This is a genomic window from Cupriavidus sp. DL-D2 (assembly GCF_039710735.1).
Taxonomy (GTDB): Bacteria; Pseudomonadota; Gammaproteobacteria; order Burkholderiales; family Burkholderiaceae; genus Cupriavidus.
This window is the reverse complement of record NZ_JBDKXK010000059.1, coordinates 1-12,861: the sequence shown is the minus strand read 5'-3', so window position 1 is coordinate 12,861 and position 12,861 is coordinate 1. Positions and strand designations below refer to the sequence as shown.

Below are 12,861 nucleotides of genomic sequence, written 5' to 3'. Positions count from 1 at the left end.
CCCAGCCCATGGACAAGTTGCTCGCCCTGAAAATGTTTGTCGAGACCGTCGATGCCAAGGGTTTCTCTGCGGCTGCGCGACGCATGAACCTGGCGACCTCGTCTGTCACGCGCGCGCTCGACGGACTGGAAAGCGATCTGGGCGCCGTGCTGTTGAACCGATCCACCCGCCAGGTCACGGTGACGGAAGCCGGTGCGAGCTACTACCAGCACGCGCGGCAGATACTGGAGGCGGTGGAAGAGGCCGACGCGCTGATCGCGGACCGTGGCGAGGCGCCGGTGGGTCAGTTGCGCGTATCGCTGCCGGTCGCATTCGGCCGGTGTTGCGTGTCGCCCTATCTCGGTGCGTGGATGGCGCAGCATCCTCGGCTGGAAGTCGAAGTCCAGCTCACTGACGAGATTGTCGATCTGCTGGATGCACGCGTGGACGTGTCCGTCAGGCTGGGCAGCGCTGCCACTTACGACAATGTCGTGGCAAGGGAAGTGGGGCGGTTTCGCCGGCTGGTGGTGGCAAGCCCGAAATACCTCGACCAGCATGCGGCGATAGCGGAGCCTGCCGACTTGCTCGATCACTGCTGCCTGCGCTTCAGCTTTGGACGCCGCGATCAGGTCTGGACGTTTCGCCAGGACGCGCACAAGGTGGTGGTGCCCGTCAACGGCAGCCTTCGCAGCAACAACATCGAAGTGTTGAGGGATGCGGTGCTGGCGGGCCTGGGCGTGGGATTGCTGCCAGACTGGCTTGTGCAGGATGACATTGCCGAGGGCAGGCTGGTGACGTTGCTCGCGTCGTGGGACGTGACACCCAACGATTCGAGTTCGGTCATTACGGCGCTCTATCTTCCGAATCATCGCGGATCGCGCCGCGTGGCCACGTTCCTTGAGTTCCTGTCGTCGCTGCCGGGGCCGACCGGCCAGGCAAGGCCCACTGCGGAATAAGCAGCGGTCAATCCACCCATTGCCCTGCGCGCAACGCTGTCTTGCGCCGTGTTGCGATTCCCGCAACGTCGCCTGACGACTAACCTCCGGTCATTCCCTTTCAGGAACCGGAGCCATGTCTACCCAAGCCTCTCCCTCCCCCGCTGGCAATGTGACGGTGTCGCCGATGTCACCCGCGCTCGTCGCGCTGTTCTCGCTCTGCGCCGGCGTCCTGGTGGCCAACCTCTACTATGCCCAGCCGATTATCGAGCTGATCGCCCCTGCGATCGGACTCTCTACCGACCGCGCGAGCGTTATCGTTTCGCTGACGCAGATTGGATACGCGGTCGGGCTTTTCTTCCTCGTGCCGCTCGCCGATCTGCTGGAGAACCGCCGCTTGCTGGCCATTAGCGGAGTGGCCGCCGCTGCAAGCCTCGCGGGCGCGGCCTTGTCGTCGCAGCCAAGTGTCTTCCTGCTGGTCTCGCTGCTGCTGGGGCTCAGTTCTGTGAGCGTGCAGATCCTGATTCCCCTTGCCGCCCACCTTGCGCCGGAGGCGCTGCGTGGCCGCACCGTCGGTACGATCATGGGTGGCCTGCTGTCGGGCATTCTGCTGTCGCGCCCGCTTTCGAGCATGGCGGCGCAATGGCTGGGCTGGCGGGCGGTGTTCGTGATTGCAGCGGCCCTGACATTGCTGACCGTCGGGATCATCGTGATGACGCTGCCACGCCGTGTGCCGCAGCATCGCGCCACCTACGGCAGTTTGCTGGCGTCGCTGTGGCATCTGTTCGCCCGCTACGCGCTGTTGCGTCAGCGCGCGCTGTTCCAGGGTCTTCTGTTCGCAGCGTTCAGCCTGTTCTGGACCGCGGTGCCGCTGGAACTGGCTGGGCAACATGGCCTGTCGCAATCGCAAATCGGTTTGTTCGCACTGGTCGGTGCGCTGGGTGCCGTGGCCGCGCCCATTGCTGGACGCCTGGCCGATGCAGGACACACACGCATCGCCTCGCTTGCGGCGATGACCGTTGCTGCGCTGAGTTTCCTGCCGGGGTTGACAAGCGGTAGCGGTGCAGTGATTGGCCTTGCGTTCACGGGCATCCTGCTCGACTTTGCGGTACAGATGAACATGGTGCTGGGGCAGCGGACTATCTACGCACTGGATGCGGCGAGCCGTGGGCGCCTGAACGCGCTCTATATGACGGCCATCTTTGTGGGCGGTGCCGCAGGCTCCGCGCTGGCCAGCTCGCTCTACACGCACTTCGGCTGGCACGGCATTGTCGTGGCAGGCGGCAGCATGGCGCTGCTTTCACTGGCGGCGTTTAGCGCGACGTCGCGCCGTTGAATCGAGTCGGATACGGTATGCCTTTGGGATGCATCCCTAGGGCATATCGCTGCATCGCGCTTCCGGACAACGCCAACGATTTCTGAATCGCACACCACACTGAGCCCGTGCACAGACCGCCAAGGGATTGGTTTATCGCAGCCCATACCATGGTGTCAGCCGTGCTCCACTACGTGCCAGTTGTCCGCCTTCCCCGTGTTTTCTACGATTGCCGCAACCCACAGAAGAGATGGCGGAGGTCCACCACATGTTGTCCAGATTCCGATGGAAGCCCATCGTCATTACCGGAGCGGCCGTTGCCGTGGTCGGCATAGCCGTGGCGGCATGGCTGATGTGGGAGCCGGCCATCGCGCCGATCCAGCCGCCCGCACCCTCAACCATCGACCGCGAACTCGCACTACGCGGCGCACGCGTGGTGGCACTGGGCGATTGCGCGGTCTGCCACACCGCACCAGGTGGCAAGTCCTATGCGGGTGGCCTGCCGCTGGCCACGCCGTTTGGCACGCTGTACACCACCAACATCACGCCCGATGCGGAGACGGGCATCGGCACGTGGTCGCTCGACGCATTCAAGCGTGCGCTGCGTCGTGGCATTGCGCGCGACGGTCACCAGCTTTATCCCGCGTTTCCGTATGTGCACTACACGCGCATGTCCGATGACGACATCGCTGCGGCATATGCCTTCCTGATGCGGCGCGATCCCGTTGTTGCCAAGGCGCCGGCCAACGACCTGATGTTCCCGCTGAACTTCCGGCCGCTCGTCGCGTTCTGGAACGTGCTGTTTCTACGCACGGGTCCCGAAGCGCCAGATACCACGCAGAGCGCCGCATGGAATCGCGGGCGTGAACTCGTGACCGGACTCGGCCATTGCGCAGCGTGCCACAGCCCGCTCAATCCGATTGGCGCGGAAAGCTGGGGCAAGTCCTTGCACGGCGGCGTGGTCGATGGTTGGGTCGCGCCTTCGCTGGTGTCGCTGGCGAATGCACGCGCACCATGGACCGAGGCCGACCTTGTGACGTACCTGCGCACCGGCATGTCGGCGCGCCACGGTGCGGCGGCGGGTCCGATGCTGCCCGTCACGCAAGAGTTGGCCACGGTGCCGCTGGCCGATGTGCAGGCCATGGCCACCTACCTGTTCTCGCTGCAGCAGCCCGTGGAGCATCCGGCCGCTACCACTTCAACAGATGCCGACAGGCAATCCATCGCACGTGGTGCGGTGCTGTTCAACGGCGCGTGTGCGTCGTGCCATGGCGACAAGTCACCGATGCAGAGCGTGGGCGACCGCCCGAGCCTGTCCACCAGCAGCGCGGTGCTGGCCAGCACGCCGCGCAACGTGATCCAGATGATGTTGCTCGGCGTGCCATGGCAGGGCGAGCAGCCCATGCACTACATGCCCGCGTTCGGCGAGTCGCTGGACGATGCGCAGATCGCCGATCTGGCGATGTACCTGCGCGCCACCTATACGACGCTATCGCCGTGGCAGAACGTGCCGCAGGCGGTGGCGGATATCCGCAAGGGAGATGCATCGCGATGATCCAGCTCACAGTTAACGGCGTCAGCCACACCCTCGATATCGACCCGGCCACGCCGCTGCTCTACGCCTTGCGCGAAGACCTGGGGCTGAACGGCGCGAAGTTTGGCTGCGGCATGGGCCAGTGCGGCGCATGCACGGTCATCGTCGATGGCAACCCCACGTTCTCGTGCGTGACACCGGTTGCGGCCATCGGCAAGCGTCCCGTGCGCACGATCGAAAGCCTCGGCACGGCAGAGAAGCCGGGCCCCTTGCAGAAGGCATTCATCGATCATCAGGCTGCGCAGTGCGGCTACTGCATCGCCGGCATGGTGATGCGCGCGCAGGCGTTGCTCGACCGCAATCCGCATCCCACCGATGCAGAGATCCGCGCGCACATGGAGCCGAATCTGTGCCGCTGTGGCACGCATATGCGCATCCTTGCTGCCATCCGGGCGGCATCGGGTGCAGCAAGTGGTGGTACAGCGGGGGCAGCGCGATGAGCTACGACGAACAGATCGACAATCCCGGCCGCCGTGCCTTCATGGTGTCGGGCGCGCTCGTCGTCGGCTTCTCGCTGTTGCCGGGTCGCGAGGCACTGGCGCAGATGGTGCTTGCCGACGAAGGCGCGGCGGTAACCGTGGGCCGTGAATACACGAAGCTCGCCGGCAGCCTCAAGACGAATCCGTATCTCGATGCATGGATCCAGGTGGCGCCGGACAACCATGTCACGGTCTACACCGGCAAGGTGGAACTCGGCACCGGCATCCGGACCGCGTTATGGCAGGTGGCTGCCGAGGAACTGCAGATCGCGCCGCATCGCATGACGTTCCTGACCGCCGACACCGCGCACTCGCCCGACGAAGGTCTGACTGCCGGCAGCCATACGATGGCCGATAGCGGCAGCGCCCTGCTCAACGCCGCCGCGCAGGTGCGCGGGCTGATGGTCGATGCCGCCGCGCGAACGTGGCGCGTCGATCCGTCCACGCTCAGGACGAGCGATGCGCGCATCGTCGCAGCGGATGGACGCGCGCTGACCTTTGCGGAACTGCTGCCGCGCGTGAACCTGCATGTAGTGGCTACGCCCACGTCGCCGTTGCGCGATCCGTCGACGTTCACGGTGATCGGCACGCCGATGCATCGCGTAGACATTCCGGGCAAGGTCACCGGCGGACCGAGTTATGTGCAGGACATGAAGCTGCCCGGCATGGTGCATGCGCGCGTGGTGCTGCCCGCAGCGTATGGCGCGCAGTTGTTGTCCGTGGATGAGACCGCCGCGCGGGCGACGCCGGGCTTTGTCGCCATCGTCCGCGACGGCAACATGCTGGCCGTGGTGGCGCACCGCGAATGGCAGGCCGTGCTCGCGCAGCGCGCGCTGTCGGCGGGCTGCCGATGGGGGCCGGGGCGCACGCTACCTGCGCCCGATCAGGTCAACGCGCAGCTCAAGCAGATCAGCACGGAACACATCGTCATCGCCAATCAACGCGCGCCGATGGCGCCTGCGGTGAAGACGCTCTCCGCCACGTACGCCAAGCACTATCTGATGCATGGCTCGATTGGACCATCGTGCGCCGTCGGCTATCTCGACGATGGCATGCTCACTGTCTGGACGCATTCGCAGGGTGTCTATCCGCTGCGCGACGGCCTGGGGGAAATGCTGTCGATGCCCAAGGACAAGATCCGCTGCGTGCATGTGGAGGGCTCGGGCTGCTACGGCCATAACCCCGCCGACGATGCCGCCGCACATGCCGCGCTGCTGGCCCGCGCGCTGCCCGGTCAACCGGTACGCGTGCAGTGGATGCGCGATCAGGAAAACCTCTGGGACCACTTCACGCCTGCGATGGTCACGCAGGTCAAGGCGTCGCTCTCGGCGGACGGCACAATCGTCGATTGGGACTATGCGTTGTGGAGCAGTTCGCACAACGAGCGCGTGGTCAACGCAGGGCGCCTGCTTCCTGCCACCTTGCTTGCCAAGCCCTTCACGCCCGCGCCGTCCACGCCGATGTTGCAGCCCGAAGGCGGTGGGGATCGCAACGCGATTCCGCTCTATCGGCTGCCGACCAGCCACATCGTCAACAACTTCTCGCCGACGATGCCTTTGCGCACCTCGGCCATGCGCTCGCTGGGCGCGCACATGAACGTGTTCACGATCGAGACCTTCATGGACGATCTCGCGCATGCGGCTGGCATCGACCCCGTGCCGTTCCGCATCCGCCATATGGACGATCCGCGCGCGCTCGACGTGATCCGCCTCGCCGCACAGCGCTTTGGCTGGCCGCGCCCCGCGCGCAAGCCAGGACACGGCGTGGGCTTTGCATTCGGCAAGTACAAGAACCTGATGGCGTATGTGGCGATGGCCGTGGAGGTATCGGTCGAGCGCGACACCGGTCAGGTGAAGCTCGAACGTGCCGAAGTGGCGGTGGACTGCGGGCAGATCGTCAATCCCGATGGCGTGCGCAACCAGATCGAGGGCGGCATCCTGCAGGCGGCAAGCTGGAGTCTCTACGAACAGCTTCGCTTCGATCCGCAGGGCATCCGCAGTTTCGACTGGGGCACATACCCGATCCTGCGGTTCTCGGCGGTGCCCGCGCAGGTCAACGTACACCTGATCGACCGTCCCGGCATGCCGTTCCTGGGCGTGGCCGAAGCAGCGATGGGTCCGACGGCGGGCGCCATCGGCAATGCACTGTTCGATGCCACGGGTCACCGTCTGCGCGACATGCCGCTGGCGGGTGAGCGGCTGAAGAACCTGATCGCTCCCTAGTTACCGCGAGGCGCCTTCACGGCGCTCTTTCCCCCACATCCTGGAGATTCTCATGGACCGTACGCTTTCGCTGTTCTCGCCAATCAAGATTGGATCGCTCCAGTTGCCGAATCGCATTGCCATGGCACCGTTGACCCGGTCGCGGGCAGGCCAGCCCGGCAATGTGCCCACCGCGCTGAACGTCGAGTACTACCGGCAGCGCGCATCGGCCGGACTGATCATTTCCGAAGCCACGCAGATCTCGCCGCAGGGGCAGGGATATGCGTGGACCCCCGGCATCTATTCGCTTGAACAGATTGCCGGGTGGCGTGCCGTGTCCAAGGCGGTGCATGAAGCCGGTGGCCGGATGTTCCTGCAACTCTGGCATGTCGGGCGCGTGTCGCATCCGTCGTTCCAGCCGGGCGGCGCTCTGCCTGTCGCGCCCAGCGCGCTACCCGTTCCGGGAAAGACGTTCATCGTCGATGAGGAAGGCAAGGGCGTGTGGGGCGATGTGCCGACGCCGCAGGCGTTGACCCTCGAAGGCATTGCGGCCATCGTGGAGGACTACCGTTATGCGGCCCGCAACGCGATCGAGGCGGGCATGGATGGCGTGGAGATCCACGCGGGAAATGGCTACCTGCTGGACCAGTTCATCAATTCGAACAGCAACCATCGCGACGACGCCTATGGTGGCAGTCTGGAGCATCGGGCACGCCTGCTGCTGGAGGTGGTGGAAGCGGTGTCGAACGAGATTGGCGCGTCGCGCGTTGGCGTTCGGCTGACGCCGATGGGTCGCTTCATGGGCATGGGCGACGAGACGCCCATGCAGACCTTCGGTTACATCGCGCGGCGTCTCAATGAGTGGTCGCTGGCCTATCTGCACCTGGTGGAACCCGCGATGGTCGGCAACGTCCGGGACGAGGCCAACGATCCACGGTGGGACGAGATGATCCTGTCGATGCGCGAAGCGTGGCACGGTGTCCTCATCCTCGCAGGTGGCTACGATGGCAAGACGGGGCAGGAGGCATTGGCCTCGGGGCGGGCCGACATCATCGCGTTTGGCCGTCCGTTCATTGCCAACCCGGATCTTCCTGCACGAATCCGCCTGGCCGCCTCGCTGAATGCACCTGACCCGGCAACCTTCTTCGGCGGCGGTGCCGTGGGCTATACGGACTACAAGGCACTTGCGTAGGGCAGGTTCTACCCGCGCAACTTCTTCATCGCCGCTGGTGCACCGTACAGGAACAGGTCGACCTTTTGCCGGATTAACGCATCGAGGTCGGCCGGTACCTTCAGGCCATAAACCCACTTGCGCACGCCGATATAGAAAATCGCCGCGTGCAGGCTCCAGATCATCTCGATCTCGGCATCCGTCTCCGCCGTGCTACGGGGCGCAGCGATGCCGAAAGCCTCGCGCACTTCGGCCAGCACCGGCAGGAAGACCTTGGTGCGCAGCTTGCTGAGATACTTGTTGTTGATGCCTTCGTGCGTCAGGCCGGCAAAGATGAAAAGGCGAATCCATTCCTCGCGCAGGATCACCGAGGAGTAGTCGAGATAGAAGGCGTGGAGCCGTTCGGTCAGCGGCAGTGAGCGGTCCGCGATCTGCCGCTCCCAGTCAGGACGCCACTGGAAGACTTCGTTGTAGACCCGCTCGATCAACGCATCCTTGCTTTCGAAGTACCGGTAGAGCAGGGGCTGTGTGACGCCGATCTGCCGCGCCAGTTCGCGCGTGCTGCCGCCGAAGCCGTTGCGCGTGAAGTGCTCGATCGCTTTCTCGACGATCTGCTGCTCGCGCTCCTCGGGCAACAGCCGTCGCGTGGATTTTGCGGAGACCTCGGGTTCGGTGGAAGTGGCGCGTGACTCCATGGCTGTCTCTGTGGTCCTGCTGTCCTGTAATCCGCCGATTCTACCAATCACCCGATAAATGGGAACAGGGCCGCAGTCTTTTGCAGACCGCAGCCCTCATGCAAACGCTGGAACGCGGCTCAGCTTCCCGTCTTTGCGATGATGCCCAGTTCGCAATCCACGCGCTGGTTCTGGTAGGCACTGCGCTCCCAGGCGCCGCGCGCCGAGCGATCCGTCACCGAGAACACGTAGATGCCGATGAACGCCACCAGCATCGAGAACAGCGCCGGGTACTCATACGGATAGATGGCCGAGGCGTGGCCTAATACCTGCACCCAGACGGTCGGGCTCAGGATGGTCAGCACCACCGCCGTGACGAGGCCCATCGTGCCGCCCACCACCGCGCCGCGTGTCGTGAGCCCACGCCAGTAGATCGACAGCAGGAGCACCGGGAAGTTGGAACTCGCGGCAATCGAGAACGTCAGGCTGACGATGAACGCGATGGTCTGCTTCTCGAACAGGATGCCCAGCAGGATCGACAGCACACCGAGCACCAACGTTGTGATGCGAGAGACCCGCATCTCGTCCTTGTCGGATGCCTGTCCCTTGCGGATCACCGTGGCATACAGGTCATGCGAGATGGCCGACGAACCCGCCAGCGTCAACCCCGCCACCACGGCCAGAATCGTGGAGAACGCTACCGCGCAGATGAATCCGAGGAATACGTTGCCACCGACTGCATGCGCGAGATGCACCGCCACCATGTTGAGGCCGCCGATGATCGCGCCGTTGCTGTTGTGATAGAGCGGGTCCTGCGACACCAGTGCAATGGTGCCGAATCCGATCACGATGATCAGCGCGTAACCCGTGCCGACGATGCCGGTGGCGTACAGCACGCTCTTGCGCGCGGCCTTCACATTGTTCACCGTGAAGAAGCGCATCAGGATGTGCGGCAGGCCCGCCGTGCCGAAGATCAGCGCGAGGCCGAGCGATACCGCCGATACGGGATCGGAGACCAGGCCGCCGGGGCGCATGATGGCTTCGTGCTTGCCATGGGCGGTGATGGCGTGATCGAACAGGTTGTTCAGGCTGAACCCGAAGCGGCTCATCACCATGAAGGCCATGAACGCGCAACCGGCCAGCAGCATCACGGCCTTGATGATCTGGATCCACGTGGTGGCCAGCATGCCGCCAAAGAACACGTAGACCACCATCAGCACGCCGACGAGTACGACCGCCGAGGTGTAGTTGAATCCGAACAGCAGTTCCACCAGCTTGCCGGCACCCACCATTTGCGAGACCAGATAGAGCAGCACGATCACGATGGAGCTGGACGCCGAGAACGCACGGATGGGCCGTTGCTTGAGCCGGTACGACAGCACATCGGCCAGCGTATAGCGGCCGAGGTTGCGCAGCGGCTCCGCAATCAGGAACAGGATGATGGGCCAGCTTGCGAGAAAGCCGATCGAGTAGATCAGTCCGTCGTAGCCGCTGGTGAACACCAGTGCGGAGATGCCGAGCAACGAGGCGGCGGACATGTAGTCGCCCGCAATGGCCCAGCCATTCTGCATCGCGGTGATCTTGCCGCCTGCTGCATAGTGGTCCGCCACGCTGTTGTTGCGCCGCGCGGCCCACTTCGTGATGGCGAGTGTGGCCACGACGAATACAAGGAACATCCCGATGGCGATGACATTGAGACCTTGACCGACGGCCGGGGTGGCGGCGAGGGCAGGGGCCGCCAACCCCATGGTGATGGCGGCGCAGAGGATGCGGCTCATGATTGCACTCCGGCGCGGACATTGTCGATCATGCGGTCATAGACCGTATTGGTGCGATAGACATACACCGCAACCAGCGCAAACGTGAAGGCGAACATGCCGAAGCCGACCGGAATGCCGACGCTCATCGGCTGCCCGGCAACGAGTGGGATGGCCAACAGGTCGGGACGGAACGCCAGCGTCAGGATAAAGCCGAAGTACGCAATCAGCATGATCGCAGTCAGCGTCCACGAAAAGCGTCGGCGAGCGCTGTGCAGCGTCTGGAAGTCGGCGCGCGCAAGCATTGGATGTGGAACGAACGGCGGGTTCGCATCGTCGGCGTCAGTGCCGTAGTGGGTGCCGGCCGAGATGGCGTGGGGGGCGGCTTGAGGCATGTTGTCTCCTTATGTTCTGTCTGGATGCTTAGAACCGGCGTGACACGGCGGTCTCGCGCATGACCGCTTCCGGCGTACGGTAGCGCTCGGCCAAGGCACGGTCCTCGTCACTCTTCAGTTGCGCCTGCATGTAGGCGCCAAGGTGTCGCGCATGCTCCACGATGGCCCGGCCCACCTGTACCCGCTCCGCGCTGTATGCATCGAGACCTGTTTCGACGGTAGCGTTGGCTTCCAATGCGCGGACCAGCGAGATGGCGTCGCCAGCCGCTTTCGTGACACCCATGCCGCAGTGCGGACGCGCTACGAAGGCGGCATCGCCCAGCAAGGCAACGCGGCCGAATGACATCCGCGACACGGTCAGGTCGTAGATGGGCTGGAACAGCGGCTGTGCCGTGCGTGCCACCACTTCGGCGAATTGCGGCGCGAGCAGGTCGGTAGCGGCGCTTTCCATATCGGCGATGACATCAGGACGGATCAGGCCAGGCGGGATGCCAGTCGACCAGCACTTGCCATGGGCATCGGTCAACAGGTTCGCCAGCTCGTCTTCGCTCGTCGCCCGATACCAGACGTAGTTGTAGCGGCGCGCGCCAGCAGCCGTACTGTTGTGCTCGCCCGCCACGGGATAGCCGAGAATCTGTTCGCGCGGCGGCAGGCAGAATGCGAATTTGTCGAAGATCGCCGCATGCGTGGGCGGGGTCAGGTCGCCCTCATTGACGAGCCCGCGCCACGCGATATACCCCGCATATTCAAGGCGCGCGTCGGGCAGCAGTTGCTCGCGCACGCTGGAGCGGAACCCATCGGCGGCAATCACCATGTCCGCGCGATGCGTCGAACCATCGGCAAGCGTGACCTCGGCATGGTCGGCGTACGATGCGACGCGCATGACATGGGCACCAGTGCGATAGGTGCCGGTGAATGCCTTGCCGAGAACTTCGTACATCTTGCCCCAGCCCGTCAGTGTCTGCGGCATTTGCCTTTGCGAGACGGTGCTGCCGTCCAGTGCAAGCGTGATCCGCGTATTGACGGACACGCCGATGCTGTCATCGACTTCCACGCCTGCGGCGGCCAACGCTTCGAACAGCTCGGGATGCGTGACGATGCCTGCGCCACGGCCTGTGAGCGCCTCGGGCGTGCGTTCCAATATCTCGACGTTCCAACCGCTGCGCGACAGCAGGTTGGCGGCGAACAATCCACCTACCGAGCCGCCAATCACGATGGCCTTGCGCTGCGAGGTTTGCACTGCGCTCATGCTGTTACTCCTGCTTGGTGCTGGTCTTGCGCGGGCGGGGTAAGGGCCGCCACTTCCTCGGCCGGATAGTTGAGTTCGATGGTGACGCCCGAGGGGTCTTCGATGAACACCTGATGCAGCCCGAGACTGGGCACGGTGCGGTCGCGCCACGGGATGCCTTCGGTGCGAAGGGTGGTCCACATCCGGGCGACGCCGGTGGCGAGGAAGGCGATGTGGTCTACCGTTCCCGTACCGGCGGCGGGCAATGCCTTGTCACCGAGATATGCAGACAGCCCGGACGGATTGTTCGGGTCAATGCCGATGATGTGCACGGTCCCGAAATCGCGCTCGTCGTCGCCCATGTAGAGCCACGCGCCGGGAAAATCGAAAGGCGGCCGGTAGCCGCGCCGGAACCCGAGCACCCGTTCGTAGAACGCGCAGGAACGCTCCAGATCGTGCGTGCGGACCGAGTAGTGGGCCAGCTTCGTGAGTCCCATGTTTGCCTCCTTCTGATGATTATCGATCGATAAGTGATCATGTGATAAATCATAGGGAGAACGTCGGCGTTAGCCAAGCGGGTCGTGACTGGTATTTACCCTAGGGGTGTTTCGGTGCATGGAAAAAAATGAAGGCTGCATCCATACCGGCGTGCAGCCTTCATTCCGGAGAACCGGCGTCCAACGATTGCGGATTCTGGTTTCTTCTTGCTCGATTTGGCTTAGCGCTCGATCACCGGCGCATGCACCGGAGCAATCGACTCATGCGTCGTCTGCGTGCGTTGCGCGGCCTTGTGGACCATCGTATAGGCGTAGTCGATGCCCATGCCGTAGGCGCCCGAGTGTTCCTTGGCCAGGCTCGTCACGGCGTCGTACGTTTCCTTGTTCTTCCAGTCACGCTGCCATTCGAGCAGCACTTGTTGCCACGTCACCGGCACCACGCCAGCCTGGATCATGCGTTGCATCGCATAGTCGTGCGCTTCCTTGGTGGTGCCGCCCGAAGCGTCCGCCACCATGTAGATCTCGTAGTCACCTTCGAGCATCGCGCACAGCGCGAACGTGGTGTTGCAGACTTCGGTCCACAGTCCGGCGACGACGATCTTCTTGCGGCCATTCGCGGCCAGTGCGTCGCGCACC

The 12,861-nt window shown here is 64.1% G+C and carries 12 protein-coding genes; 6 read left to right on the top strand and 6 right to left on the bottom strand.

Features of this window, described 5'->3' with window-relative positions; translation table 11 throughout:
• The first annotated feature begins 8 nt into the window (after positions 1-8).
• The 6 genes from ABDB81_RS24180 (at position 9) to ABDB81_RS24155 (ending at position 7,695) form a co-directional block, all read left to right on the top strand.
• On the top strand, positions 9-935 hold the full coding sequence (locus ABDB81_RS24180) for a LysR family transcriptional regulator (protein ID WP_160474515.1): 927 nt from the start codon (positions 9-11) through the stop codon (positions 933-935).
• 115 nt (positions 936-1,050) lie between these two features.
• The gene (locus tag ABDB81_RS24175; protein WP_346813817.1) at positions 1,051-2,250 is read left to right on the top strand and encodes an MFS transporter; all 1,200 of its coding nucleotides are present in this window, start codon (positions 1,051-1,053) and stop codon (positions 2,248-2,250) included.
• A 247-nt stretch (positions 2,251-2,497) separates the two neighbouring features.
• On the top strand, positions 2,498-3,784 hold the full coding sequence (locus ABDB81_RS24170) for a c-type cytochrome (protein WP_346813816.1): 1,287 nt from the start codon (positions 2,498-2,500) through the stop codon (positions 3,782-3,784).
• Positions 3,781-4,263: a (2Fe-2S)-binding protein gene (locus ABDB81_RS24165; protein ID WP_160474517.1), complete on the top strand. Its 483-nt coding sequence runs from the start codon at positions 3,781-3,783 to the stop codon at positions 4,261-4,263. Before ABDB81_RS24170 ends, ABDB81_RS24165 begins: the two co-directional genes overlap by 4 nt.
• Positions 4,260-6,524, top strand: coding sequence for a molybdopterin cofactor-binding domain-containing protein (locus ABDB81_RS24160; protein WP_346813815.1), 2,265 nt, complete (start codon positions 4,260-4,262; stop codon positions 6,522-6,524). Before ABDB81_RS24165 ends, ABDB81_RS24160 begins: the two co-directional genes overlap by 4 nt.
• Before the next feature lie 52 nt (positions 6,525-6,576).
• Entirely contained in the window at positions 6,577-7,695 is a 1,119-nt protein-coding gene (locus ABDB81_RS24155) for an alkene reductase (protein WP_346813814.1), read from the top strand.
• Between the two features lie 8 nt (positions 7,696-7,703).
• On the opposite strand, the gene ABDB81_RS24150 is transcribed toward ABDB81_RS24155, so the two are convergent.
• From ABDB81_RS24150 to ABDB81_RS24125, 6 genes are all read right to left on the bottom strand, one after another.
• Positions 7,704-8,369 (bottom strand): TetR/AcrR family transcriptional regulator, encoded by a 666-nt coding sequence (locus ABDB81_RS24150; RefSeq protein WP_202126872.1) that lies wholly within the window; start codon positions 8,367-8,369, stop codon positions 7,704-7,706.
• A gap of 119 nt (positions 8,370-8,488) precedes the next feature.
• Positions 8,489-10,126, bottom strand: a complete 1,638-nt coding sequence (locus tag ABDB81_RS24145) for a cation acetate symporter (RefSeq protein WP_346813813.1) — start codon at positions 10,124-10,126, stop codon at positions 8,489-8,491.
• Positions 10,123-10,500, bottom strand: a complete 378-nt coding sequence (locus tag ABDB81_RS24140; RefSeq protein WP_346813812.1) for a DUF485 domain-containing protein — start codon at positions 10,498-10,500, stop codon at positions 10,123-10,125. Before ABDB81_RS24140 ends, ABDB81_RS24145 begins: the two co-directional genes overlap by 4 nt.
• Positions 10,501-10,528: 28 nt before the next feature.
• Complete coding sequence (locus ABDB81_RS24135; RefSeq protein WP_346813811.1) at positions 10,529-11,749, bottom strand: FAD binding domain-containing protein; 1,221 nt, start codon at positions 11,747-11,749, stop codon at positions 10,529-10,531.
• Positions 11,746-12,225 (bottom strand): VOC family protein, encoded by a 480-nt coding sequence (locus ABDB81_RS24130; RefSeq protein WP_160474523.1) that lies wholly within the window; start codon positions 12,223-12,225, stop codon positions 11,746-11,748. Before ABDB81_RS24130 ends, ABDB81_RS24135 begins: the two co-directional genes overlap by 4 nt.
• A 221-nt stretch (positions 12,226-12,446) precedes the next feature.
• The coding region (locus ABDB81_RS24125) for an isochorismatase family protein (protein WP_346813810.1) at positions 12,447-12,861 on the bottom strand (415 nt) is incomplete at its 5' end.

Coding starts and splice junctions, on each gene's coding strand:
- ABDB81_RS24180 (WP_160474515.1), top strand. CDS start 9: ATGGACAAGTTGCTCGCCCTGAAAATGTTTGTCGAGACCGTCGATGCC.
- ABDB81_RS24175 (WP_346813817.1), top strand. CDS start 1,051: ATGTCTACCCAAGCCTCTCCCTCCCCCGCTGGCAATGTGACGGTGTCG.
- ABDB81_RS24170 (WP_346813816.1), top strand. CDS start 2,498: ATGTTGTCCAGATTCCGATGGAAGCCCATCGTCATTACCGGAGCGGCC.
- ABDB81_RS24165 (WP_160474517.1), top strand. CDS start 3,781: ATGATCCAGCTCACAGTTAACGGCGTCAGCCACACCCTCGATATCGAC.
- ABDB81_RS24160 (WP_346813815.1), top strand. CDS start 4,260: ATGAGCTACGACGAACAGATCGACAATCCCGGCCGCCGTGCCTTCATG.
- ABDB81_RS24155 (WP_346813814.1), top strand. CDS start 6,577: ATGGACCGTACGCTTTCGCTGTTCTCGCCAATCAAGATTGGATCGCTC.
- ABDB81_RS24150 (WP_202126872.1), bottom strand. CDS start 8,369: ATGGAGTCACGCGCCACTTCCACCGAACCCGAGGTCTCCGCAAAATCC.
- ABDB81_RS24145 (WP_346813813.1), bottom strand. CDS start 10,126: ATGAGCCGCATCCTCTGCGCCGCCATCACCATGGGGTTGGCGGCCCCT.
- ABDB81_RS24140 (WP_346813812.1), bottom strand. CDS start 10,500: ATGCCTCAAGCCGCCCCCCACGCCATCTCGGCCGGCACCCACTACGGC.
- ABDB81_RS24135 (WP_346813811.1), bottom strand. CDS start 11,749: ATGAGCGCAGTGCAAACCTCGCAGCGCAAGGCCATCGTGATTGGCGGC.
- ABDB81_RS24130 (WP_160474523.1), bottom strand. CDS start 12,225: ATGGGACTCACGAAGCTGGCCCACTACTCGGTCCGCACGCACGATCTG.